Source organism: Pseudomonas sp. O39 (assembly GCF_045447295.1).
In the GTDB taxonomy this organism is placed as follows: domain Bacteria; phylum Pseudomonadota; class Gammaproteobacteria; order Pseudomonadales; family Pseudomonadaceae; genus Aquipseudomonas; species Aquipseudomonas antarctica_A.
The window spans coordinates 289,285-313,343 of the sequence record NZ_JBJGXV010000001.1 but is presented as its reverse complement, the minus strand read 5'-3'; the positions used below and the strand labels follow the sequence as shown (position 1 = coordinate 313,343).

20 protein-coding genes are annotated in these 24,059 nt (G+C 61.5%); 11 read left to right on the top strand and 9 right to left on the bottom strand.

Annotated elements, in window-relative coordinates; all coding sequences use genetic code 11:
• Positions 1-216 precede the first annotated feature (216 nt).
• From pilM to hemE, 10 genes are all read left to right on the top strand, one after another.
• The gene (gene pilM, locus ACI77D_RS01325) at positions 217-873 is read left to right on the top strand and encodes a type IV pilus assembly protein PilM (RefSeq protein ID WP_407015983.1); all 657 of its coding nucleotides are present in this window, start codon (positions 217-219) and stop codon (positions 871-873) included.
• Entirely contained in the window at positions 870-1,421 is a 552-nt protein-coding gene (locus ACI77D_RS01320) for a PilN domain-containing protein (RefSeq protein ID WP_407015916.1), read from the top strand. The genes pilM and ACI77D_RS01320 overlap by 4 nt, the downstream gene beginning before the upstream one ends.
• Entirely contained in the window at positions 1,418-2,389 is a 972-nt protein-coding gene (locus tag ACI77D_RS01315; protein WP_407015915.1) for a pilus assembly protein PilP, read from the top strand. Before ACI77D_RS01320 ends, ACI77D_RS01315 begins: the two co-directional genes overlap by 4 nt.
• A 69-nt stretch (positions 2,390-2,458) precedes the next feature.
• Positions 2,459-3,787, top strand: coding sequence for a type IV pilus secretin PilQ (locus ACI77D_RS01310; protein ID WP_064450308.1), 1,329 nt, complete (start codon positions 2,459-2,461; stop codon positions 3,785-3,787).
• Positions 3,788-3,791: 4 nt separating this feature from the next.
• Complete coding sequence (aroK, locus tag ACI77D_RS01305) at positions 3,792-4,310, top strand: shikimate kinase AroK (protein ID WP_017138567.1); 519 nt, start codon at positions 3,792-3,794, stop codon at positions 4,308-4,310.
• 124 nt (positions 4,311-4,434) lie between these two features.
• A complete protein-coding gene (gene aroB, locus ACI77D_RS01300) occupies positions 4,435-5,535 on the top strand; it encodes a 3-dehydroquinate synthase (RefSeq protein WP_053253955.1) in 1,101 nt (366 codons plus the stop codon).
• 10 nt (positions 5,536-5,545) lie between these two features.
• Positions 5,546-7,114 carry an AAA family ATPase gene (locus tag ACI77D_RS01295; RefSeq protein ID WP_259763164.1) on the top strand — a complete coding sequence of 523 codons (1,569 nt, stop codon included), beginning with the start codon at positions 5,546-5,548 and terminating at the stop codon, positions 7,112-7,114.
• A gap of 352 nt (positions 7,115-7,466) precedes the next feature.
• Positions 7,467-11,912: a glutamate synthase large subunit gene (gltB, locus tag ACI77D_RS01290; RefSeq protein WP_064450311.1), complete on the top strand. Its 4,446-nt coding sequence runs from the start codon at positions 7,467-7,469 to the stop codon at positions 11,910-11,912.
• Between the two features lie 124 nt (positions 11,913-12,036).
• The gene (locus ACI77D_RS01285) at positions 12,037-13,455 is read left to right on the top strand and encodes an FAD-dependent oxidoreductase (protein ID WP_064450312.1); all 1,419 of its coding nucleotides are present in this window, start codon (positions 12,037-12,039) and stop codon (positions 13,453-13,455) included.
• Between the two features lie 253 nt (positions 13,456-13,708).
• Complete coding sequence (hemE, locus tag ACI77D_RS01280) at positions 13,709-14,776, top strand: uroporphyrinogen decarboxylase (RefSeq protein WP_407015914.1); 1,068 nt, start codon at positions 13,709-13,711, stop codon at positions 14,774-14,776.
• Between the two features lie 180 nt (positions 14,777-14,956).
• On the opposite strand, the gene ACI77D_RS01275 is transcribed toward hemE, so the two are convergent.
• Positions 14,957-16,183, bottom strand: a complete 1,227-nt coding sequence (locus ACI77D_RS01275; protein WP_259746777.1) for an MFS transporter — start codon at positions 16,181-16,183, stop codon at positions 14,957-14,959.
• Between the two features lie 172 nt (positions 16,184-16,355).
• On the opposite strand from ACI77D_RS01275, the gene ACI77D_RS01270 reads away from it, so the two are divergent.
• Positions 16,356-17,249, top strand: a complete 894-nt coding sequence (locus ACI77D_RS01270; protein WP_064450315.1) for a LysR family transcriptional regulator — start codon at positions 16,356-16,358, stop codon at positions 17,247-17,249.
• A 299-nt stretch (positions 17,250-17,548) separates the two neighbouring features.
• Here ACI77D_RS01270 and ACI77D_RS01265 read toward each other — a convergent pair whose 3' ends face one another.
• From ACI77D_RS01265 to ACI77D_RS01230, 8 genes are read right to left on the bottom strand one after another with little or no spacing between them, the layout of a single operon-like run.
• Entirely contained in the window at positions 17,549-17,998 is a 450-nt protein-coding gene (locus tag ACI77D_RS01265; protein ID WP_407015913.1) for a hypothetical protein, read from the bottom strand.
• Between the two features lie 27 nt (positions 17,999-18,025).
• Complete coding sequence (locus tag ACI77D_RS01260; RefSeq protein ID WP_064450317.1) at positions 18,026-19,252, bottom strand: beta-ketoacyl-ACP synthase; 1,227 nt, start codon at positions 19,250-19,252, stop codon at positions 18,026-18,028.
• A complete protein-coding gene (gene fabG, locus ACI77D_RS01255; RefSeq protein ID WP_064450318.1) occupies positions 19,252-19,980 on the bottom strand; it encodes a 3-oxoacyl-ACP reductase FabG in 729 nt (242 codons plus the stop codon). Before fabG ends, ACI77D_RS01260 begins: the two co-directional genes overlap by 1 nt.
• A complete protein-coding gene (locus ACI77D_RS01250) occupies positions 19,977-20,438 on the bottom strand; it encodes a hotdog family protein (RefSeq protein WP_064450319.1) in 462 nt (153 codons plus the stop codon). The genes fabG and ACI77D_RS01250 overlap by 4 nt, the downstream gene beginning before the upstream one ends.
• Positions 20,435-21,601 carry a beta-ketoacyl-[acyl-carrier-protein] synthase family protein gene (locus ACI77D_RS01245; protein ID WP_407015912.1) on the bottom strand — a complete coding sequence of 389 codons (1,167 nt, stop codon included), beginning with the start codon at positions 21,599-21,601 and terminating at the stop codon, positions 20,435-20,437. The genes ACI77D_RS01250 and ACI77D_RS01245 overlap by 4 nt, the downstream gene beginning before the upstream one ends.
• Positions 21,598-22,080, bottom strand: coding sequence for a hypothetical protein (locus tag ACI77D_RS01240; protein ID WP_407015911.1), 483 nt, complete (start codon positions 22,078-22,080; stop codon positions 21,598-21,600). Before ACI77D_RS01240 ends, ACI77D_RS01245 begins: the two co-directional genes overlap by 4 nt.
• Positions 22,077-22,811: a class I SAM-dependent methyltransferase gene (locus ACI77D_RS01235; RefSeq protein WP_407015910.1), complete on the bottom strand. Its 735-nt coding sequence runs from the start codon at positions 22,809-22,811 to the stop codon at positions 22,077-22,079. Before ACI77D_RS01235 ends, ACI77D_RS01240 begins: the two co-directional genes overlap by 4 nt.
• Positions 22,808-24,055 carry an NAD(P)/FAD-dependent oxidoreductase gene (locus tag ACI77D_RS01230; RefSeq protein WP_262666832.1) on the bottom strand — a complete coding sequence of 416 codons (1,248 nt, stop codon included), beginning with the start codon at positions 24,053-24,055 and terminating at the stop codon, positions 22,808-22,810. Before ACI77D_RS01230 ends, ACI77D_RS01235 begins: the two co-directional genes overlap by 4 nt.
• Positions 24,056-24,059: the final 4 nt, after the last annotated feature.

Genomic DNA, 24,059 nt, shown 5'->3' with positions numbered 1-24,059 from the left:
GCTTTTGGATTTCCAGAGAAAAGAATGAGTTAGGCGTCGGGGCATGCATGGCAAACGATGGATCGACCCGAGCTGCAAATAAAAAGCGGGAAAAAACGCTGGGCATTAAAGCATTTTCGGCTTGGGGCGTCATTCGTACCCGTTAAACAAGTCGACCGAATGCACGATACCCGGCCGCAATCAGGCGGTATGACAGGCAAAGTTTTGGGGAGTTTTATGAGAAAGGGATTTTTCAGGCGAAAAGCCAGCACCCTGCTGGGCGTCGACATCAATGACACAGGCATCAAGCTGATTGAGCTGGGCCATTCAGTCGGTAGTTACAGCGTTCAGTCTTATGTTACGCAGGGGTTGCCTGCCAATGCCGTAGTCGATGGCACGCTGTTGGACCTCGAGGCGATAGCGCGGACGTTGCAGCAGGCGTTATCTCGGTTGCATACGTCCGCCCGGCAGGCAGCTGTGGCAGTCTCGGGCCCATCGGTCATCACACGGGTGATTGAAATGGACGCGGGGCTCAGTGACGAGGAAATGGTCTGGAAGATCCAGATGGAGGCCGACCAGTACATTCCTTACCCGTTGGACGATGTCGCCATTGATTTTCAGGTCCGTGGCCCTTCGCCCCAGGGCTCGGCGCGGGTCGAGGTGTTGCTGGCAGCCTGCCTCAAGGAGCAGGTCGAGGCCCGCAAAGCGGTTTTGGCCCTGGCCGGGTTGGCGGCACGGGTGGTGGATGTCGAAGGGTTTGCATTGGAGCGCGCTTGCAGTCAGGATTTCGCCAGCTTCACGCCGGGCTATCGCGTTGATGGCGCACAGTGGGCCGTGGATGCCCATGGGATGGGAGTTGCTTGCGGGTTGGCCCTGAGGAGTTTCGCTGGATGACACGAATCAATCTTTTGCCTTGGCGCCAGGCGCTGGCGGAGCGGCGGCGCAAATACTTCCTGATATTTCTGCTGGCGTTCGCCGGTGTGGCGCTCGCGGCGGTTTGGCTGGCGGACCAGGTCATCGATCAGGCTATAGACCGTCAGGTGACGCGCAACAATCACCTGACCAAAGAAGTCGCCGTTCAGGACTCCCGCATCAAGACCATCGACGACTTGCAGGAGCAAAGCCAGCAACTGGCTGCGCGCATGAAGGTCGTGCAGGACCTGCACGAATCCCGCTCGGCCAGCGCCCAGCTATTGGACCAGTTGGCCCGTGCGGTGCCGGATGGGGTGCATCTTCACGAGGTTGTAGCCAAGGGCAACACCGTGAGTGTCAGCGGCAGTGCCGAATCCAGCCAGGATATCGCCCAACTGATGCGCCGCCTGGAGGCGTCTGAAGGTGCTCACGCCACTCGCCTGCAACATGTGCGTGCGGAGGCGCAAGGTGGCGGCAATGCCTTTCAATTGATGGTGCGCCAGGGGGAATCCACCGAGGTCCAGCCATGAGCCTGCCCAGGCTCGACTTTTCCACGCTCGCTTACAACGCTGCTAAATGGCCCCTGCCGGGCAAGGTTCTGCTGGGCTGCGCGCTGGCAGGTCTGGTGTGGGTGGTGGGCAATGGTTGGCTGCTGGCCCCGGCAAGCGAGCGGCTGCACACGTTGGAAACGCAGGCAGTGGCGCTGCAACAGGAACTCACACAAAAGGCTGGCTTGGCAGACAGTCTTGAGGAACGTGCCCGTCAGGGGCAGGTGATGCAGGAGGCGGTTGGCGGGCTTTTACGCCAATTGCCCGGCGAGTCGGATATGCCTGGCCTACTCGAAGCCATTGCTCGGCTGGCGGCGGCCAACGGCGTGGTGGTCGAGGGCGTCACGGTCCTGGACGAACTGTCTCTGCCGCTCTACATCGAGGAGCCTGTGCAGGTTGGGGTGTTTGGCGCCTATCACGACCTGGCGATGTTCGCGAGTGCCTTGGGTGGGCTGTCGCAGATGGTCACGGTGCACGATGTTGCGCTTCGGTCTGATGGGCCGTTACTGCGCCTTGAGCTACTGGCCAAGGCTTATCGCGGCAGGTTGCCTGGCGGCAAGCCTGAGCGCGTTGTCGAGCCGGTGGCGCGATTTGTCTACGATGCGACCTCTCTGCGTGATCCGTTCCAGCCGCCCACCTCGCAGGCCTATCACGCGGCAGGCCTGCCGGCACGTGCGCCGGACTTGGCCCGTAAACGTGGAGTGCTGGAAGGTCTGGCCCTCGATCAAGTCGAAATGGTCGGCACCTTGTCCCGCGGCATGCAAACCTTCGTCCTGCTGCGCGCAGCATCGGCTGTGCACCGGCTGGCGGTTGGCGACTACCTGGGGCCCAACCACGGCCGGGTCACGGCCATTCATGCAGGCCACATTGAACTGGCCGAGCTGTTCCCGGATGAGCAGGGCGCATGGCTGGAGCGCTCCCGAACCCTCGTGTTAACTATCAACTCATAACGGAATCCAACAATGAAAAGGACTTTCTCGTCCTTCGGTGTGGCGCTATGGATAGCGTTCACGGCACCGATGGCATTTGCTGTGCCCAATCGCCTGGACCTGATCCAGCTGCCACCTCCCGGCAGCTCGGCGGTGAATACCAGCTATTCCGGTGACAAGCTGAACCTCAACTTCCAGAACATCGATTTGCGCGCTGTATTGCAGCAGATTGCGGATGTCGCCGGGCTTAATCTGGTGGCCAGCGACGATGTGCAAGGCTCCATCACCCTGCGGCTCAAGGAGGTGCCCTGGGATCAGGCACTGGACCTGGTGTTGCAAGCCAAGGGGTTGGACAAGCGGGTGAAGGCCGGTGTGTTGCTGGTGGCGCCGGCCGAAGAGTTGGCCGCCCGCGAACTGCTGACCCTGGAGTCGCGCAAGCAAATGGCCGAGTTGGCGCCCTTGCGCCGGGAACTGTTGCAGGTCAATTACGCCAAGGCGGCGGACCTGGCCAAATTGTTCCAATCGGTCACCAGCCTTGAAGGCATCCCCGATGAGCGCGGTTCGGTAGCCGTGGATGAGCGCACCAATAACATTATTGCCTACCAGACCGGCGAACGGCTCGAAGAGCTGCGGCGGATCGTGGCGCAACTGGATGTCCCGGTGCGCCAGGTGATGATCGAGGCGCGGATCGTTGAAGCCAATGTCGATTACGACAAAAGCCTTGGCGTGCGCTGGGGTGGGCGCCTGAACCGTGGCAAGTGGGGGGCGGGCGGTATCAACAAACCTTCGGCCGAGGGTGCTGAACCGCCGGAGAACCCGCCCAGCTCGCCGTTTGTCGACATGGGTTCGCTCACGGGTACTTCAGGCCTGGGTATCGCCTATATCACCGACAACCTGTTGCTGGATCTTGAGCTGACGGCCATGGAGAAAACCGGCAACGGTGAAATCGTCTCGCAGCCCAAGGTGGTCACCTCCGACAAGGAAACCGCGCGCATCCTCAAGGGCACCGAGATCCCCTATCAGGAATCTACCTCGCGCGGTGCTACATCGGTGTCGTTCAAGGAAGCCTCGCTGTCGCTGGAGGTGACGCCGCAAATCACCCCGGATGGCTGGGTGGTCATGGAGGTCAAGGTCACCAAGGACGAGCCCGACTATCTGAACAAGCTCAATGACGTACCGCCGATCAAGAAAAACGAAGTCAACGCCAAGGTGCTGGTCAAGGATGGCGAGACCATCGTCATCGGTGGCGTTTTCTCCAATACCCAAAGCAAAGTGGTAGATAAAGTGCCATTTTTGGGCGATGTGCCGTATCTTGGCCGCCTTTTCCGGCGCGATGTGCTGGCGGAAAGAAAATCCGAGCTGCTGGTATTCCTGACTCCGCGTATTATGAATAACCAGGCGATTGCTGTGAGTCGTTGATTCTGTGCGAAATTTGATTCTTGTAGGACCGATGGGCGCTGGAAAAAGCACCATCGGCCGTTTGCTGGCCAAAGAGCTGCGCCTGCCGTTCAAAGATTCCGACAAGGAAATTGAATTGCGCACGGGTGCCAATATCCCATGGATCTTCGATAAGGAAGGCGAGCTGGGCTTTCGCGACCGCGAGCAGGCAATGATTGCCGAACTGTGCGGCTGCGATGGCGTGGTATTGGCCACCGGCGGCGGCGCCGTCATGCGCGATGAAAACCGCCGGGCACTGCATGCCGGTGGTCGCGTGGTCTATCTGCATGCATCGGTCGAGCAGCAGGTGGGCCGCACCGCTCGCGATCGCAACCGCCCATTGTTGCGCACGGCCGACCCGGCAAAAACGTTGCGGGATTTGCTGACGTTGCGCGATCCGCTTTACCGGGAAATCGCCGATCTGGTGGTGGAAACCGATGAGCGGCCGCCACGAATGGTCGTTCTCGACATTCTTGAGCGCTTGCAGCAGTTGCCGCCCCGTTAAAGGCAGATCCGAAATGCGCTATTCTCGGCGGCACGTCATTACCCTTCCAGGTGTGGCGTAGAGCCATCGGGCGACGTCAGATCTGAGCGTTGCCGATCGTACATATATCTTCACGCGGGGACACATGCAGACACTTAAGGTCGATCTAGGCGAGCGCAGCTACCCAATCCATATTGGCGAAGGTTTGTTGGACCTGCCCGAATTGCTCGCTCCGCATATTGCCGGGCGGCAGGTGGCGATCATCTCCAACGAAACGGTCGCGCCGCTGTATCTTGAGCGTCTGAGCCGCAGCCTCGCGGCGTATTCGGTGATCTCAGTGATCTTGCCTGACGGCGAAGCCCACAAGAACTGGGAAACCCTGCAACTGATCTTTGATGGCCTGCTGACTGCGCGCCATGACCGTCGTACCACCGTGGTCGCCTTGGGCGGCGGTGTGATTGGCGACATGGCCGGTTTTGCGGCAGCCTGTTACCAGCGCGGCGTGGACTTTATCCAGGTGCCGACCACCCTGCTTTCCCAGGTCGATTCGTCGGTGGGCGGCAAGACCGGCATCAACCACCCGCTGGGCAAGAACATGGTCGGCGCGTTCTATCAGCCCAACGTGGTGCTGATCGACACCGCGACCCTCAACACCCTGCCGCCGCGCGAGTTGTCGGCGGGGTTGGCGGAAGTCATCAAGTACGGGCTGATCTGCGACGAGCCGTTCCTGACCTGGCTCGAAGAACATATGGATGCCCTGCGCGCGCTGGACCAAGTGGCGCTGACCGAAGCGATTTCCCGCTCCTGCGCGGCCAAGGCGCTGGTGGTGAATGCCGACGAACGGGAGTCCGGTGTGCGGGCCACTTTGAACCTGGGTCACACCTTCGGCCATGCGATCGAAACGCACATGGGCTATGGTGTGTGGTTGCATGGGGAAGCCGTCGCGGCTGGCACAGTGATGGCATTGGAGATGTCGCAACGCTTGGGCTGGATCAGTGCTCAGGAGCGGGATCGGGGTATACGCCTGTTCCAGCGCGCCGGCTTGCCGGTCGTTCCACCGTTGGAGATGACCGAGGCGGATTTCCTCGAACATATGGCAATAGACAAGAAAGTGATCGACGGTCGCCTGCGACTGGTGTTGCTGCGCCACATGGGCGAAGCGGTAGTGACCGACGATTATCCGAAAGAGATTTTACAGGCCACGCTGGGAGCGGATTACCGCGCCCTGGCCCAGCTTAAAGGTTAATAAGATCCCGATGACTAGTTTGCATGCCGACGAGGCGTTCCTCGGCCATTACCAGTTAAGCCATGACCCTTTTGCTCCGCGGGTGCCTGGTTTCAAATTTTTCCCTGCCCAGCGCAAGCCGGTGCTCGGTCAGTTGCACCATCTGGCGCGCTACAGCCAATTGCTGCTGGTTGTGACCGGCCCGTTGGGCAGTGGCAAGACCCTGCTGCGCCAGGCGCTGGTTGCCAGTACCAACAAGCAATCGGTACAGAGCGTGGTGGTGTCGGCCCGTGGCGCCGGTGATGCGGCTGGCGTGCTGCGCCAGGTGGCCCAGGCGCTGAACGTTTCCAATGCCGAGCCAAACGCGATTCTCAAGCAAGTGGTGCAACTGGGCCTCACCGGGCAAGAAGTGTATTTGCTGGTAGATGACGCCGAACAACTCGATGAGTCCGCCCTGGAAGCGCTGCTGGCGCTGGCCGCGGGCACGCCCGAAGGTCGCCCGCACGTATTCCTGTTTGGCGAGTCGTCGTTGATCGCCGATCTGGAGCAGATCAGTGGCGACCAGGAGCTGTTTCACGTCATCGAATTGCAACCGTACGAAGAGGAAGAAACCCGCGAATACCTGGCTCAACGCCTCGAAGGCGCCGGGGCCGGTATCGAACTTTTCTCCGCTTCGCAGATCTCTGATATTCACGAAAGCTCCGACGGCTGGCCTGGCACCATCAACCAGGTTGCCCGGGATGCCTTGATCGAAGCCATGATTGCAAGCCGCTCTGCGGTTAAGCGTCCAAAGATGGGGTTTACTATGCCTAAGAAGCACGTATTGGCTATTTCCGCCGTTGTCGTGGTCGCTGTTGCCGCCGCCTGGTTGATTCCGGGCCGCAGCAAGGCACCCGCCACCGCCGGTGCGCCAACCGAACAGGCGCAGTTGCCACTGGGCAAACCCACGCCAAATGTTGAATTCGCCAACTCCGGCCAGCCGACCAACCTGCCGATGGTGGGTCAGCCGGTGATGCGCGGCCCGCTCGCCGAAGCAGCCGGTGGTATCTCCGAAGGCGACGACGGTGTGCCGGTGGAAGGCTCCAGCGCCACGCCGCCAACCGTGACCACTACCGCGCCGCCTGCGGGCGTACCTGCCGGCCCGGCAGCCACTCCAGCGGCCAAGCCGACCCCGGCCCCGGCCGTCGCCACTGCCAAGCCAGCTCCGGTTGCCAAGCCTGTCGCGCCTGCGCCAGTGGCTAAACCGGCGCCAGCCGCCAAACCTGCGGAAAAACCTGCCGCCGTCGCCAAAGCAGCTGCCCCTGCCGCCGCCGGTAGCAGCTGGTACACCAGCCAGCCGGCCGGCCACTTCGTGGTGCAGATCCTCGGCACCAGTTCCGAAGCCAATGCTCAGGCCTTCGTGAAGGAGCAGGGCGGCGAGTACCGTTATTTCAAGAAAGTGCTCAACGGCAAGCCTCTCTACGTGATCACTTACGGCAGCTTCCCAAGCCGTGCAGCAGCTGATTCCGCTATCAAAGCCTTGCCAGCGAAGGTTCAGGCTGGTAAACCTTGGCCTCGCACTGTTGCCAGCGTTCAACAAGAACTCGCAACAACTCGCTGAAGATTCGGCGGCCTTACCCAGGCCGCCTCTCCCGGCACCTCAAAAAAATCCGCAAGTGCGTGCTGCCCTCAAGGCCGCGCGCTTTGTGGTGTCTGCGTCACAGTGGCTTTTGAGTCGTAGCGGTCAGAATTAAAAAAGTTTTGACTAGCACAGCATATCGCTTTAAACCTTTCATAAATGCGACATAGATTTGCGACATTTCGTCGCCAAATTTGTGAGCGTTCGTGTCGGTGTGTACAATGACCTCCCTTTTGCCCCCGCAAAGCTGGCGTACGTTCGGCGTGGAAGGTAACGGGTTGAATTGAAAAGAAATTTGCCTCGGTAACAGAGGCAGCCTGGTGAGAAAGTGTCTATGAAAGCAGGTCTGTACCAACCCGATGAATTCAAGGATAACTGCGGTTTCGGCCTGATAGCCCACATGCAGGGCGAGCCCAGTCATACCCTTTTGCAAACGGCCATCGAGGCCCTGACCTGCATGACCCACCGCGGTGGGATCAACGCCGACGGCAAAACCGGTGACGGTTGCGGCTTGCTGATTCAAAAGCCCGACCAGTTCCTGCGCGCTGTCGCAAAAGAACAATTTGCTGTCGACCTGCCCAAGCAGTACGCCGTGGGCATGGTGTTCTTCAACCAGGACCCGGTCAAAGCCGAAGCCGCGCGCGAGAACATGAACCGCGAGATCGTCGCTGCCGGCCTGCAGCTGGTCGGCTGGCGCAAAGTGCCGATCGACACCAGTGTGCTCGGCCGCCTGGCCCTGGAGCGCCTGCCTCAGATCGAGCAAGTGTTCATCGCCGGCGATGGCCTTAGCGATCAGGACATGGCGATCAAGCTGTTCACCTCGCGTCGTCGCTCGTCGGTGTCCAACGCCGCCGATACTGACCACTACATCTGCAGCTTTTCGCACAAGACCATCATTTATAAAGGCCTGATGATGCCGGCGGATTTGACCGCCTTCTATCCAGACCTGAGCGACGAGCGCCTGCAAACCGCAATCTGCGTGTTCCACCAGCGCTTCTCCACCAACACCCTGCCGAAATGGCCGCTGGCTCAGCCATTCCGCTTCCTCGCCCACAACGGCGAGATCAACACCATCACCGGCAACCGCAACTGGGCTGTGGCCCGTCGCACCAAGTTCGCCAACGACTTGATGGACCTCGAAGAGCTCGGCCCGCTGGTCAACCGCGTGGGTTCCGACTCTTCCAGCATGGACAACATGCTCGAGCTGATGGTCACCGGCGGCATCGACCTGTTCCGTGGCGTGCGCATGATCATTCCGCCAGCGTGGCAGAACGTCGAAACCATGGACCCGGATCTGCGTGCGTTCTACGAGTACAACTCGATGCACATGGAGCCGTGGGACGGCCCGGCCGGCGTGGTCATGACCGACGGCCGCTACGCGGTGTGCCTGCTCGACCGTAACGGGCTGCGCCCGGCGCGTTGGGTCACCACGACCAACGGTTTCATCACCCTCGCGTCGGAAATCGGCGTATGGGACTACAAGCCTGAAGATGTCATCGCCAAAGGCCGTGTCGGCCCTGGTCAGATCCTGGCCGTGGATACCGAAACCGGGCAGATCCTCGACACCGACGCCATCGACAACCGCTTGAAGTCGCGTCACCCGTACAAGCAATGGCTGCGCAAGAACGCCCTGCGCATCCAGGCGACCATGGAAGACAACGACCACGGTTCGGCTTTTTATGACGTCGACCAGCTCAAGCAGTACATGAAGATGTACCAGGTCACGTTCGAGGAGCGCGACCAAGTGCTGCGTCCGCTCGGCGAGCAAGGCTACGAGGCCGTCGGCTCCATGGGTGATGACACGCCAATGGCCGTGCTGTCCCAGCGCGTGCGCACGCCGTACGACTATTTCCGCCAGCAGTTCGCCCAGGTGACCAACCCGCCGATCGACCCGCTGCGCGAAGCCATCGTGATGTCGCTGGAAGTGTGCCTCGGTGCCGAGCGCAACATCTTCCAGGAATCGCCTGAGCACGCTTCCCGCGTGATTCTCAGTTCGCCGGTTGTTTCCCCGGCCAAATGGCGCTCGTTGATGACCCTGGAGCGCCCAGGCTTCGACCGCCAGATCATCGACCTGAACTACGACGAGAGCCTCGGCCTTGAAGCCGCTGTGCGCAACGTCGCCGATCAGGCCGAAGAAGCTGTGCGCGCCGGTCGTACCCAGATCGTGCTGACCGACCGCCACATAGCGCCAGGCAAACTGCCGATCCACGCTTCGCTGGCCACTGGCGCGGTGCACCACCGCTTGACCGAAAAAGGCCTGCGCTGCGACTCCAACATCCTCGTCGAAACCGCCACTGCCCGCGACCCGCATCACTTTGCGGTGCTGATCGGTTTCGGCGCCTCGGCGGTGTACCCGTTCCTTGCGTACGAAGTGTTGGGCGACCTGATTCGCACCGGTGAAGTGCTGGGCGACCTCTATGAGGTCTTCAAAAACTACCGCAAGGGCATCACCAAGGGCCTGTTGAAGATCCTGTCGAAGATGGGCATCTCTACCGTCACCTCGTACCGTGGCGCTCAATTGTTCGAAGCCATCGGCTTGTCCGAAGAAGTCTGCGACCTGAGTTTCCGGGGTGTGCCGAGTCGCATCAAGGGCGCGCGTTTCGTCGACATCGAAGCCGAACAGAAAGCCCTGGCGGCCGAAGCCTGGAGCGCGCGCAAGCCGATCCAGCAAGGCGGCCTGCTCAAGTTCGTCCACGGTGGCGAATACCATGCGTACAACCCCGACGTGGTCAGCACCCTGCAAGCCGCTGTGCAGCAGGGCGACTACGCCAAGTTCAAGCAATACACCGCGCTGGTGGATAACCGCCCGGTGTCGATGATCCGCGATATGTTTAAGGTGAAAACCCTGGACACGCCGCTGGCAATCAGCGAAATCGAACCACTGGAATCGATCCTCAAGCGTTTCGACTCCGCCGGTATTTCCCTGGGCGCCTTGTCGCCTGAGGCCCACGAAGCCCTGGCCGAAGCCATGAACCGCCTGGGGGCGCGTTCCAACTCCGGCGAAGGCGGTGAAGACCCGGCGCGCTACGGCACCATCAAGAGTTCGAAAATCAAGCAGGTCGCGACGGGCCGTTTCGGTGTAACCCCGGAATACCTGGTCAACGCCGAAGTGCTGCAGATCAAAGTCGCCCAGGGCGCCAAGCCCGGTGAGGGCGGCCAGCTGCCAGGCGGCAAGGTCAACGGCCTGATCGCCAAGCTGCGTTATGCAGTGCCAGGTGTGACGCTGATTTCGCCGCCGCCGCACCATGACATCTACTCCATCGAGGACTTGTCGCAGCTGATTTTCGACTTGAAACAAGTCAACCCGCAGGCCCTGGTCTCGGTGAAACTGGTCGCAGAAGCTGGCGTCGGCACTATCGCCGCCGGTGTGGCCAAGGCTTATGCCGACCTGATCACCATCTCCGGCTACGACGGCGGCACCGGCGCATCGCCGCTGACCTCCATCAAGTATGCCGGCGCGCCGTGGGAACTGGGCCTGGCTGAAACTCACCAGACCCTGCGCGGCAACGACCTGCGCGGCAAAGTGCGGGTGCAGACCGACGGTGGCCTGAAAACCGGCCTCGACGTGATCAAGGCCGCGATCCTCGGCGCCGAAAGCTTCGGCTTCGGTACTGCGCCAATGATCGCCCTGGGCTGCAAATACCTGCGCATCTGCCACCTGAACAACTGCGCCACCGGCGTCGCGACCCAGAACGAGAAGCTGCGCAAAGACCACTACATCGGCACCGTCGACATGGTGGTGAATTTCTTCACCTACGTCGCCGAAGAAACCCGCGAGTGGCTGGCCAAGCTGGGTGTGCGTTCGCTGGAAGAGCTGATCGGGCGTACTGATTTGCTCGACATCCTCGAAGGCCAGACCGCCAAGCAACGGCACCTGGACCTGACGCCGCTGTTGGGCAGCGACCATATCCCGGCAGACAAGCCACAATTCTGCCAGGTGGAGCGCAACCCGCCGTTCGACAAAGGCCTGCTGGCCGAGAAGATGGTCGAAATGGCCAGCTCGTCGATCAACGACGCCAGCGGTGGCGACTTCGCCCTGGATATCTGCAACTGCGACCGTTCCATCGGCGCACGCATCTCCGGTGAAATCGCGCGCAAGCACGGCAACCAGGGCATGGCCAAGGCGCCGATCACCTTCCGTTTCAACGGCACTGCGGGCCAGAGCTTCGGCGTGTGGAACGCCGGTGGCCTGCACATGTACCTGGAAGGTGACGCCAACGACTACGTGGGCAAGGGCATGACCGGCGGCAAACTGGTGATCGTTCCGCCTAAAGGCAGCATCTACAAGACCCAGGACAGTGCCATCATCGGCAACACCTGCTTGTACGGCGCTACCGGCGGCAAGCTGTTCGCCGCGGGTACTGCCGGTGAGCGTTTCGCCGTGCGTAACTCCGGTGCCCACACCGTGGTGGAAGGCACGGGCGATCACTGCTGTGAGTACATGACCGGTGGTTTTGTCGCGGTATTGGGCAAGACCGGTTACAACTTCGGTTCGGGCATGACCGGCGGTTTCGCCTACGTGCTGGACCAGGACAACACCTTCGTCGACAAGGTCAACCACGAGTTGGTCGAGATCCAGCGGATCAGCGGCGAAGCCATGGAGTCCTACCGGAACCACTTGCAGCACGTGCTGGACGAGTACGTCGAGGAGACCGGCAGCGAATGGGGCCGCAACCTCGCCGAAAACCTCGATGATTACCTGCGTCGTTTCTGGCTGGTCAAACCGAAGGCAGCGAGTTTGAAATCTCTGCTCTCCAGCACACTTGCGAGCCCGCAATGACGACGCAGCGGCAAGTCGCAAGCTTCAAGCCGCAAGCTAAGAGCAGTGCGCGGTGTGCCGGTTTATTTGATTTCTTGCAGCTTCAAGCTTGTAGCTTGAAATTGTCGTGTACGAGGTTTTAAAGATGGCCGAACGTCTCAGCAACGACTTCCAATTCCTCGATGTCGGGCGCAAAGATCCGAAGAAGAAACTGTTGCGTCAACGCAAGAAAGAGTTCGTGGAAATCTACGAACCCTTCAAACCCCAGCACTCGGCCGACCAGGCCCACCGCTGCCTGGGGTGCGGTAACCCGTATTGCGAGTGGAAGTGCCCGGTGCACAACTTCATTCCCAACTGGCTCAAGTTGGTGGCCGAGGGCAACATCCTCGCCGCCGCCGAGCTGTCGCACCAGACCAACACCTTGCCGGAAGTCTGCGGCCGGGTGTGCCCGCAAGACCGCCTGTGCGAGGGTGCCTGCACCCTTAACGACGGCTTCGGCGCGGTGACCATCGGTTCGGTGGAGAAGTACATCACCGACACCGCGTTCGCCATGGGCTGGCGCCCGGACATGTCCAAGGTCAAGCCGACCGGCAAACGCGTTGCGATCATCGGCGCAGGCCCGGCGGGCCTGGGCTGTGCCGACGTGCTGGTGCGTGGCGGCGTGACCCCGGTGGTGTTCGACAAGAACCCGGAAATCGGCGGCCTGCTGACCTTCGGCATCCCCGAGTTCAAGCTGGAAAAAACCGTACTGAGCAACCGTCGTGAAGTATTCACCGGCATGGGTATCGAGTTCCGCCTGAACACCGAGATTGGCAAAGACATCACCATGGAGCAGCTGCTCGCCGAATACGATGCGGTGTTCATGGGCATGGGCACCTACACCTACATGAAGGGCGGCTTTGCTGGTGAGGACTTGCCGGGCGTTTACGATGCTTTGGATTTCCTGATCGCCAACGTCAATCGCAACCTGGGCTTTGAAAAGTCGCCGGAAGATTTCGTCGACATGAAAGGCAAGAAGGTTGTGGTGCTGGGCGGTGGCGACACCGCGATGGACTGCAACCGCACCTCGATCCGCCAGGGCGCCAAGTCGGTGACCTGTGCGTATCGTCGTGACGAAGCCAACATGCCGGGCTCGCGTAAAGAGGTGAAGAACGCCAAGGAAGAAGGCGTGAAATTCCTCTACAACCGCCAGCCGATCGCTATCGTCGGTGAAGACCGCGTCGAAGGCGTGAAGGTGGTCGAGACCCGTCTCGGCGAGCCGGATGCCCGTGGACGTCGCAGCCCCGAGCCGATCCCGGGTTCCGAAGAGATCATCCCGGCCGACGCCGTGGTCATCGCTTTCGGCTTTCGCCCGAGCCCGGCGCCGTGGTTCGAGCAGTTCGAGATCCAGACCGACAGCCAGGGCCGCGTTGTAGCCCCGGAACAAGGTCAGTACAAACACCAGACCAGCAACCCGAAAATCTTCGCAGGTGGCGATATGGTGCGCGGGTCTGACCTGGTGGTGACGGCGATCTTCGAAGGCCGCAATGCCGCTGAAGGGATCCTGGACTACCTGCAAGTCTGACTCCGATCCAAAGGTGGAATGCAGTCAAATGTGGGAGCTGGCTTGCCTGCGATGCAGGCAACTGGGTGTATCAGATGCACCGAGGTGATGCTATCGCAGGCAAGCCAGCTCCCACACAAACCTCATTTCACATTGAGGCTTGGAGTGCCAGCCATTGCGACAAATTGACCCGATAGACAAAAGGCACGGCTCACTCCGTGCCTTTTGCGTCGCGCTCTGAGAAAATGCCCGCACTTTTTTTGCGGATGCCGACATGACTGCCCTCAAGAACGACCGTTTCCTTCGTGCCCTGCTCAAGCAACCCGTAGACGTCACGCCCGTATGGATGATGCGTCAAGCCGGTCGCTACCTGCCGGAATACCGCGCCAGTCGCGCCCACGCCGGCGACTTCATGAGCCTGTGCATGAACCCGGAGTTCGCTTGCGAAGTCACGATGCAGCCGCTGGACCGCTACCCACAACTGGATGCGGCCATCCTCTTCTCCGATATCCTCACCATCCCTGACGCCATGGGCCAAGGCCTGTACTTCGAAACCGGCGAAGGCCCGCGTTTCAAGAAAGTCGTCAGCACCCTGGCCGATATCGAAGCCCTGCCGATCCCTGATCCGCACAAAGACCTCGGCTATGTGATGGATGCTGTCAGCACCATCCGCCGTGAGCTCAACGGCCGCGTGCCGCTGATCGGCTTCTCCGGCAGCCCATGGACCCTGGCCACCTACATGGTCGAAGGCGGCTCGTCGAAAGACTTCCGCAAGACCAAGGCCATGCTCTACGACAACCCGCAAGCCATGCACCTGCTGCTCGACAAGCTGGCGCAGTCGGTCACCAGCTACCTCAACGGCCAGATCATGGCCGGGGCCCAAGCGGTGCAGATCTTCGACACGTGGGGCGGCAACCTGTCAGCGGCGGCGTACCAGGAGTTCTCCCTGGCCTACATGCGCAAGATCGTCAGCGGCCTGATCCGCGAGCACGAAGGCCGCAAAGTGCCGGTCATCCTGTTCACCAAAGGTGGCGGCCTGTGGCTGGAAAGCATCGCCGACGCCGGTGCCGATGCCCTGGGCCTGGACTGGACCTGCGACATTGGCGAAGCCCGTCAGCGCGTGGGCAACCGCGTTGCGCTGCAAGGCAACATGGACCCCACCGTGCTGTACGCCAAGCCGGAAGCGATCCGCACTGAAGTCGGCCGCATCCTGTCCAGCTACGGCAAGGGCAGCGGGCACGTGTTCAACCTCGGCCATGGCATCACGCCGGAAGTGAACCCGGAACACGCCGGCGCGTTCCTGCGCGCGGTGCATGAGCTGTCGGCGCAGTACCACGAGTGATCCTCACCCAATAAAAAAGCCCGGCTTATGCCGGGCTTTTGTGTGTGTGATGTCATCTCATAGACGGTACATCTCAAAGGTGGGAGCTGGCTTGCCTGCGATGCGAACAACTCGGTCCATCCGTTAAACCGAGGTGATGCTATCGCAGGCAAGCCAGCTCCCACTTAAGGCAAAATCGCCTCAGGCTTTCACGGTACTCAGCGGCGGCAACTTCGCCAGCTTCAGCGCCACCAACAGCGCGCCAATCAGCAGCGCCACGATAAAGCCACCAATCCCATTCCACCCGGCAAAGTGCCAGAAGAACCCGCCCGCCGTACCGGCAATACTCGAGCCTGCGTAGTAGCAGAACAGGTACAGCGACGACGCCTGCCCCTTGGCTTTCACTGCACGCCGGCCGATCCAGCTGCTGGCCACCGAGTGGGCGCCGAAGAAGCCGAAGGTGAAGATCAGCATGCCCGGCACCACCAGCCACAGCGGGGTGAACAGGGTCAGGGCCATGCCGGCGAGCATCAGCACGATGGTGCCCCACAGCACGCGGCGACGGCCGAGGCGGTCAGCCAGGGAGCCGATTTTTGCCGAGCTGTAGATGCCCGACAAATACACCAGCGACAGCAGGCCAACCACGGCCTGGCTCAATTCATAGGGCGAGGCCAGCAGGCGATAGCCGATGTAGTTGAACATCGTCACGAACGCGCCCATCAGCAGGAAGGCTTCGAGGAACAACCACGGCAGGCCCGCGTCCTTGAAGTGCATGACGAAGCCGTCGACCAGGCTGCGCGGCTTGAGACTGCTGGCGCGGAAGTTGCGTGATTCGGGGAGGATTTTCCAGAACACGGTGGCCGCGATCAGCGCCAGGGCGCCGATGATCAGCATTGCAGTGTGCCAGCTGACGAAGTCGATCAACACGCCGATGATCAAGCGCCCACTCATGCCGCCAATCGCGTTGCCGCCGATATACAAGCCCATCGCGAGGCCGATGTGTTGCGGGTGGATCTCTTCGCTCAGGTAGGTCATCGCCACGGCGGCCAGGCCGCTCAATGACAGGCCCACCAGCGCACGCATCAGCAGAATCCCTTCCCACGTTGGCATCAAGCCGCTGGCAATGGTGGCCAGTGCCGCGCAGAACAGCGCGGCGACCATCACCGGTTTGCGCCCCAAAGTGTCGGAAATCGGGCCGGTGATCAGCAAGCCCAAGGCGAGCATCGCCGTTGCTACAGAGAGAATCAGGCTGCTTTGCGCGGCATTGATGGAGAACTCGTGAGACAGCGCCGGCATCATCGGCTGCACGCAATACAGCAGGGCAAAGGTCGCAAACCCGCCGGAGAACAGCGCCAGCACCGTGCGCATGAACATCGGCGTGCCTTTTTCGATGAACGTCTCGTTGAGCTGGGCCACCACCTCATCCAGGGCGGTAGGCGGGACTTCTTGAGCAAAGGGAGCGACAGCAGATTTCACGGGGACCTCGGCGAGGGAAAGCCTGCCAGGACTGGCAATGCAAAAAAGAATATAGCTGCCTAATGATTCTTTCCAATATATTGTTCGACCTGTTTGATAGCTTTTACGACCTAATGAGGCTTGCATGGAATTGCGTCACCTGCGGTACTTCATCGCCGTCGCCGAAGAACTGCATTTCGGCCGTGCCGCGCAGGTGCTGGGCATCTCGCAACCGCCGCTGAGCCAGCAGATTCAGGCGCTGGAACAAGAGGTGGGCGCGCGCTTGTTTGAGCGGACCAATCGTCGTGTCGAGCTGAGCGAGGCGGGGCGGTTGTTTCTGCACGAGGCGCGATTGGTGCTGGCGCAGGTCGATAAAGCCGCCGATGTGGCGCGCCGCGCGCAGTTGGGCGAGCTTGGGGAGTTGAAGATCGGCTTCACTTCGTCGGCGCCGTTCAACGCCAGCATCCCGCAGGCGATTTTTGCATTTCGCCAGGCCTTCCCGGCGGTGCACCTGAGTTTGCAGGAAATGAGCAGCACCGAAGTGGCCGAGTCGCTGGTGGATGAGTCGATTCAGGTGGGGCTGATGCGCCCGTTGCCGTTGCCGGACTCGTTGAGTGTCATCGAGCTGATGCGTGAGCCCCTGGTCGCCGTACTGAACGCCGGCCATCCCTTGGTGGAAGGCAGCGAGCGCGGCTTGTACCTGGCGCAGCTGGCTGAAGAACCGTTCGTGTTTTTCCCTCGCAGCTACGGCAGCGGCCTCTACGCACAATTGCTCACCCTGGCGCGTGACGCTGGCTTCAGCCCGCACTTCGCCCAGGAAGCGGGGGAGGCGATGACCATCATTGGGCTGGTGGCGGCGGGGTTGGGGGTGTCGGTGCTGCCGGCGTCTTATCAGCGCATACGCATTGATGGCGTGGTGTATCGCACTTTGCTCGATCAGGAAGCGGTGACGGCCGTGTGGCTGGTGCAACGCAAGGGCGCGCAAACCCCGATGGCCAGGGCGTTTGTGGAGCTTCTCACGCGCAAGGCGGCGATGTAGGGACTGTCACCTATCAGGTAACGCAACCGGCTTAGTCATTCGCAAGAATAAAGCGGCGGTGCGCAGTGCGCTGGGGTTGCGATGAAGTGGGTCAGAGATGAGCGGCGCTTTGCCACCGATTGCAGGCGAGCTGTTTTCAGGCATACTGGCCGAGTTCCCGAAAGGGGCTTGTGAGACTCTGAGGATCCTGGGCATCCAGCCATCGCAGAGCCAGGCAGGACGCGGCGATGACAAGCCTACCTGTTTGTGAAGAGGGCGCCGAAAGGCGCCCTTTGTCGTTTCTGCAGCATCGGAAAACTTCAGTTCTGCTTCGAAGCCCCTGGCTGCTCAAGCACTTGCGCCGCCGAACCCGGCACATTCGCACCACTGCTCTGCAAGCCCGCCATGATGTCGCGGTCGAGCATGCTCACCCAGCGGTTGTAGTTGCGGTGGATCTTGCCGTCCTTGTAGCCCAGGTCGCGGCTGTCGCGGTAGGTGATGGCGTAGCTGTTGCGGGTGTAGCGAATGTCGATGGCCGCGTAATACTGGTTACGCACAGTGATCTCGGCCTGCACCAGTTGCGGGCTGAGGCGTTGTACAGTCCACTCGCGTTTTTGCAGGGCTGCGACGATCACCTGTTTCATGGTTTCTTCGCTGACCTGGGTTGCGGTTGGCAGGTCGTGCTGGGTGTTCAGGACCGGCTTGCTGGTGCAGCCGGCGGTGCTCAGCAGGGCCAGGGTGATCAGGGTGGCGCGTAGCAAGGAAGACATTCCGTTTTCTCCAATCGATTAAAAAATTCAGGACCAGCGGCGGAAGATCAGCGAGGTGTTGACGCCGCCAAACGCAAAGTTGTTGTTCATCACGTAGTCGTGGTGCATCTCGCGAAAGCCTCCTTGCAGGTAATCCAGCTCGCCGCATTGCGGGTCGACGGTATCCAGGTTGAAGGTGTGTACGTACTGGTCGCGGTTCATCATTTCGATGCTGAACCAGGACTCCAGCGCCCCGCAGGCGCCCAAGGTGTGGCCAAGGAAGCTCTTCTGCGAACTGATGGGCATACGGCTGCCGAACAAGCTGCTTGTTGCCAACGTCTCGGCGATATCGCCTTGATCGGTCGCGGTGCCATGGCCGTTGACGTAGCCGATGGCGGACGGCTCCAGCCCGGCATCTTCCAGGGCCAGCTCCATCGCGCGGCGCATGGTTTTCTGCTCCGGGCGGGTGGTGTGCTGGCCGTCGGCGTTGCTGCCGAAACCGACAATCTCGGCATGGATATGCGCGCCACGCGCGAGGGCGTGTTCCAGTTCTTCCAGCACCAGCATGCCGCCGCCTTCGCCTATCACCAGGCCATCACGGCCACTGTCATAAGGGCGCGGGCTGGTCTGTGGCGCATCGTTTTTCAGGCTGGTAGCGTAGAGCGCGTCGAACACCATGGCTTCGGTGGGGCACAATTCCTCGGCGCCACCGGCGAGCATCAACGGCAAGCGGCCGAACTTGATGGCCTCATAGGCATAGCCGATGCCCTGGCTGCCGCTGGTGCAGGCGCTGGACGTGGGAATCAAGCGCCCGGTGAGGCCAAAAAAGATGCTGATATTCGCCGCCGTAGTGTGCGGCATCATGCGCACATAGGAGTTGGCGTTCAGCCCTTCGGCCACCGAATTCAGCAGCATATTGCCGAACGCCTTGATCTCGTCGGTGCTGCCGGTGGACGAGCCGCAGGCCACACCCATGCGCCCGTCCTTGATCGACTCGTCGCCGAGCAAGCCGGCGTCCTGCAACGCCTGCTCCGCCGCCCACACCGCCAGGCGCGACACACGGCCCATGCTGCGCAGTTGCTTGCGTGTCCAGTGGGCGGGCACCACGAAATCGTCGATCGGCCCGGCCAGGCGCGTGTTCAATTCGGTGAAACGGTCCCACTCGTCCATGCGCCGAATGCCGCTGCGGTTGGCGCGAAAGTTGGCGGCGATGGTGTCCCAGTCGCTGCCCAGGGAGGTCATGCCGGCCATGCCGGTGACGACGACGCGTTTCATCAGCACAGGCCTCCATTCACGGCCAGGACCTGGCGGGTGATATAGCCGGCTTCGGCCGACATCAGGAAATTCACTGCGCCGGCGACTTCTTCCGGGGTGCCCATGCGCTGCGCAGGGATCATCTTCATCAGCTCTTCCACCGGCACGTTTTCATCGAGCATGGCGGTGTCGATCAAGCCGGGAGCCACACAGTTGACGGTGATCTTGCGCTTGCCCAGCTCGATGGCCAGGGCTTTGGCCGCACCAATCAAGCCGGCTTTCGAGGCGCTGTAGTTGACCTGGCCACGGTTGCCGATGAGCCCGGAAACCGAGGTAATGCAGACGATACGGCCCGCCGCGCGACGACGAATCATCGGCATCATCACCGGGTGCAAAACGTTATAGAAGCCATCCAGGTTGGTGCGCATCACCACGTCCCAATCGTCTTCGGACAAGGCCGGGAACGCGCCGTCGCGGGTCAGGCCGGCATTGAGCACCACGCCGTAATAGGCGCCATGTTGCTCCACATCGGCTTCAAGGATGGCTTTGCAGCTGGCGCGGTCCGCCACATCAAATTGCAGCACCCGCGCGTTGCGGCCCAGGGCTTCGATCTCGACCTTCACCGCGTCGGCTTCAACGCGACCACTGCGGCAATGCAGCACGATGTCATGCCCGGCCTGGGCCAGGCGCAGGGCAATGGCGCGGCCGATGCCACGGCTGGAGCCGGTGACCAGTACGGATTCAGTCATGGCGTTTCGTCCTTCGATTCATCTAAATAGTTGGCCGCCTGGGGCGGTCGAAATACGTTCAAGCGCGCACTGGCCTGGATACCGTCGCCGGTGAGGTGGCATTCGAACACACCCATGCCGTTGTCGTCTTCCAGGGAGCGCAGGCCATGGATGCGCAGTTCGGCGCCGGCCGGGAAGCATTCCACGTTGCACTCGAACTTACGTGTGCCCAACAGGAAACCCAGTTCCACGGCTTCGCCTTTTTGGCGGGCGCGGCAACCGGCATAGGCGGCGACACTTTGCGCCATCAGCTCAATACCGACCCAGGCCGGCAGGCTGCCGTCCGGGCGGTTGAACAGGCCGCCGGGCTTGACGGTGGTGCGGGTGTGAACTTGCTCCTCATCGAACGACAGCACCTGGTCGATCAGGATCATGTCGCCCGCGTGAGGCAGCAGTTCGGCGAGTGGCCAATCGATCATGGGGCCTCTCCGATAATCAGGCTGACGTTGTTGCCACCGAAGGCAAAGGAGTTGCTCATCAGGCAGCGTTTTTTCAAGGTGTCGCCAGTGTGCGCCCATTGCAACGCGGGCAACGCCGGGTCCGCCTGGCTGTCCCACACGTGCGGCGGAACCCGGCCATGGGTCAGGCTCAGCCAGCAGAACGCCGCTTCCAGCGCGCCGGCCGCACCGAGGGTGTGGCCGCTCATGGGTTTGGTCGATGAGCAGGCAACGCCATCGGGGAACAGGCTGGCGACAGCGAGGCTTTCCATGGCGTCGTTATGATGGGTCGCGGTGCCATGCAGGTTCAGGTAACCGATCTGCTCGGGCGCCAGTTTCGCGCTGGCCAAGGCCTTGCGCATGGCCAGCAGTGCGCCTTTGCCGGTGGGCTCGGGGGCGGAGATATGGTGCGCATCGCAACTGGCACCGCTGCCGAGCAAGGCAATGGGCGCGGGCGCTTTGGTCATCAGGAATAGCACCGCTGCTTCGCCGATATTGATGCCGTTGCGGTTCACCGAAAATGGATTGCAGCGTTCACTGGAGACGGCTTCCAGTGAGGTAAAACCGTTAAGCGTCAGCTTGCACAGGCTGTCGACACCGCCGCAGATCACCGCGTCGCACACGCCCAGGTCCAGCAGGCGCTGGGCACTCATCAGCGCGCGGGCGCTGGAAGTGCAGGCGGTGGAAATCACATAAGCCGGGCCGCTCAATTGCAGCCAGTCGGCCAGGAAGTTCGCCGGAGCGCTGAGTTCCTGTTGCTGGTAGTCGTAGTCGCCGGGGAACTGCTGGTCGCGCAGGTAGTGCGCGATGCCACGGCTGGCTTCGTCGATGCCCGAGGTGCTGGTGCCAAGCACCACGCCGACGCGGGAGGCACCGTAGGTGTGGATCGCCTGGCGGATCTCAACCTCGATCTGCAACGCCGCTTCCAGCAGCAACTGGTTATTGCGGCTGCTTTGCTGGTTCAACTCAGCCGGGATACTCGCCAGTTCGCCATGCACACCCGCCACCGGCACCACGCGCTCCGGCACCCAACCACTTTCGGCGCGCATGCCGGAGCAGTCGCCGGCAAACAAGCTGCGGCTGACCTCGGACGGGTCGCGGCCCAGGGCGCAGATTACGCCGAGCGCGTTGAGATAAGCCGTCATCGGGCGACCCCAAGCGGCGTGATGCGGTAGCTCAAGGGTTGGCCCGTCATGTTCACGCTAAACACCTCGGAAGACTGGTACACAATTTGCCAATGGCCCGGCAGCGTGCGTGTGAGGTCCCTCGCCTGGGCACTCGGGTAAAGCGTGTGCACGTCATTCGCCGAGGTCAGGGCAAACAGCAAGGCGGCAAACAGCTCGCGCGCCTGGGGATTGGGCGGCAGCAAGCCATCGGCCTGCCACTCGCCATTGATCAGCTTTTGCCGGGCCTGGGGAATGCCCAGCGGGTCCATCATCGACCAGCGAAGGGCAGCGCCTTCGCGCTGGATCACCAGCAGCCAGTCCTGGCTCTGGCCGCCCGCCCGGCGCTGCACGTGCAGTTGCATGGGCAAGCTCAACACCGGCGTTCTCTCCGGCAGCGGCGGCTGGCTGGCGCAGGCGCTCAACAGCAGCAGGCAACCGATCAACAGCATGCGGATCATGCTGTGGCGCTCACTAAAGGTTTGCGTGCGACGCAGTTGACCAGGGTTTCTTCGCGCTCGCCCACCGGCGGCGGGTTACGCAGGCCCCAGCGCTCGAGCAGGCCAAAATCGCTCGAACGGCTCCACCACAAATACGGGTAGGAAACGTTCTGCGGGCCAAATTCAAAGCCCTGCTCGCGGAGCATCTCCAGGTATTCTTCGGCGCTTTTCTGTACTTGCATCGGGTGGCGGAACAACCAGCGAATTACCCAGGTGTCGATATACGCTTCGGTGGATTCGGCAAACAGCAAATAGCCCCCCGGCTTGAGCACGCGGTAGAACTCCTTCAGCGCGCGATGCTGTTCGACCAGATGGTGGAACGTCTGGTGGCAGAACAGGATATCGACGCTTTCGTCCGGCACCTCCAGGGTGGCGCAGTCGCTGCCGATCAACTCGATGGCCAGGCCTTGGCGTGCGGCTTCGGCCTTGCTCAGCTCCAGGCTGTGGAGGTCGGCATCCAGGCCGATCAGGTGCTTGGGCGCAAATGCGTGCTGCAACAGCTTGAAGGATTTGCCCTGGCCGCACCCGGCGTCCAGCAACACGGGTGCCACGGGGAGCGGCTCGCTGAACAGGCCGCGCAGGTCGTTGATCGCTACGCGCAATACGTGGTGCTGCCACGTATGGCTGCGCAGGAACCAGAAGCCGAATTTGGTTTCTTCGACGTAGTTCTTACTTAAATACTGGCTGCTCATACCGGCTCACTCGCACAAATCTCCGACAGCATCCGCAAACGCCGCTTGGGCTCGCTGACAAACGGGTTGCGCTCATCCCACGCGTAACCGGCGAGGATTGCGCTGATCATCCGGCGAATCTCCGGCGAACTGCCCGGGTGGAAAATGACGTCCTGGAAGGTCCCGGCGTACCAGCCTTCGACGTAGCAGCGGAAGGTGTCGACACCGCGTTTCAGCGGTTCGGCAAACTCGGTTTGCCAGTCCACTGTTTCGCCCTTGAGTTGGCGATGCAGCAGCCCGGCGGCCATGCTCGCCGAACGCATGGCGATGGTCACGCCAGAGGAGAACACCGGGTCGAGGAATTCCGCCGCATTGCCCAGCAGCGCAAAGCCCGGGCCGTGCAGGGTTTTGACGTTGGCCGAGTAGCCGCCGATGGTGCGCGCAGGCGTATCCCAAACGGCGTTTTGCAGCACGCCGGACAGGCTTGGGGTTTCGTCGATAAACCCGCGCAGGCAGGCGTCGAGGTCGCCGTCGCGGCCGTCGAAATGCGTTTTGGCCGCGACCACACCCACCGAGCAACGGCCGTTGCTGAACGGGATGGTCCAGAACCAGATATCACGCTGGGTTGGGTGGGTGGTGACAAGGATTTTGCTGCGGTCGAAGCCCGGGTGGGCGATGTGGTCTTCAACGTGGGTGAACACCGCCTGGCGCACCGGGAAATTCGACGGTGCTTCAAGGTCCAGCAGACGCGGCAGCACACGGCCGTAACCGCTGGCGTCGAGCACGAACTTGGCCTTGAGGTGGTATTCGCTGCCGTTCTCGCGGCGCACATGCAGGTAGCGGCTTTCGCCGGCGAAATCCACGCCGACGATGGTTTCGCCGTAGCGAATTTCCACGCCTTGCAAGGCGGCCTGGTCAGCCAGCAATTTGTCGAATTCGCCCCGCTGCACCTGGAAGGTGGTGGGCTTGCCGTTGCTGAATGTGTCACCGAAATCAAACGCGCTGTAGCGCTCGCCCCAGGCGAATGCGGCCCCGGTCTTTACCTGGAAACCCGCGGCCTGCACGGCGTCGAGCATGCCGGCTTCTTCGATAAAGTCGATGCAGTGCGACAACAGGCTTTCGCCAATCGAGAAGCGTGGGAAATGCTGGCGCTCGATAATCAATACATCATGCCCGTTGCGCTTTAACAGCGCAGCGGCGATGGCACCGGACGGGCCGGCACCGATCACCACCACCTGGCGACGTTCCATTTCAACTGTGGGCACGAGG

Excerpts from the sequence above, each read along its gene's own strand:
- ACI77D_RS01265 (WP_407015913.1), bottom strand. The coding sequence starts at position 17,998 with ATGTCTTCCTTGCTACGCGCCACCCTGATCACCCTGGCCCTGCTGAGC.
- aroB (WP_053253955.1), top strand. The coding sequence starts at position 4,435 with ATGCAGACACTTAAGGTCGATCTAGGCGAGCGCAGCTACCCAATCCAT.
- ACI77D_RS01235 (WP_407015910.1), bottom strand. The coding sequence starts at position 22,811 with ATGAGCAGCCAGTATTTAAGTAAGAACTACGTCGAAGAAACCAAATTC.
- ACI77D_RS01315 (WP_407015915.1), top strand. The coding sequence starts at position 1,418 with ATGAGCCTGCCCAGGCTCGACTTTTCCACGCTCGCTTACAACGCTGCT.
- ACI77D_RS01240 (WP_407015911.1), bottom strand. The coding sequence starts at position 22,080 with ATGATCCGCATGCTGTTGATCGGTTGCCTGCTGCTGTTGAGCGCCTGC.
- ACI77D_RS01310 (WP_064450308.1), top strand. The coding sequence starts at position 2,459 with ATGGCATTTGCTGTGCCCAATCGCCTGGACCTGATCCAGCTGCCACCT.
- fabG (WP_064450318.1), bottom strand. The coding sequence starts at position 19,980 with ATGACTGAATCCGTACTGGTCACCGGCTCCAGCCGTGGCATCGGCCGC.
- ACI77D_RS01270 (WP_064450315.1), top strand. The coding sequence starts at position 16,356 with ATGGAATTGCGTCACCTGCGGTACTTCATCGCCGTCGCCGAAGAACTG.
- pilM (WP_407015983.1), top strand. The coding sequence starts at position 217 with ATGAGAAAGGGATTTTTCAGGCGAAAAGCCAGCACCCTGCTGGGCGTC.
- ACI77D_RS01260 (WP_064450317.1), bottom strand. The coding sequence starts at position 19,252 with ATGAAACGCGTCGTCGTCACCGGCATGGCCGGCATGACCTCCCTGGGC.
- ACI77D_RS01245 (WP_407015912.1), bottom strand. The coding sequence starts at position 21,601 with ATGACGGCTTATCTCAACGCGCTCGGCGTAATCTGCGCCCTGGGCCGC.
- ACI77D_RS01320 (WP_407015916.1), top strand. The coding sequence starts at position 870 with ATGACACGAATCAATCTTTTGCCTTGGCGCCAGGCGCTGGCGGAGCGG.
- ACI77D_RS01285 (WP_064450312.1), top strand. The coding sequence starts at position 12,037 with ATGGCCGAACGTCTCAGCAACGACTTCCAATTCCTCGATGTCGGGCGC.
- ACI77D_RS01295 (WP_259763164.1), top strand. The coding sequence starts at position 5,546 with ATGACTAGTTTGCATGCCGACGAGGCGTTCCTCGGCCATTACCAGTTA.
- ACI77D_RS01250 (WP_064450319.1), bottom strand. The coding sequence starts at position 20,438 with ATGATCGATTGGCCACTCGCCGAACTGCTGCCTCACGCGGGCGACATG.
- gltB (WP_064450311.1), top strand. The coding sequence starts at position 7,467 with ATGAAAGCAGGTCTGTACCAACCCGATGAATTCAAGGATAACTGCGGT.
- hemE (WP_407015914.1), top strand. The coding sequence starts at position 13,709 with ATGACTGCCCTCAAGAACGACCGTTTCCTTCGTGCCCTGCTCAAGCAA.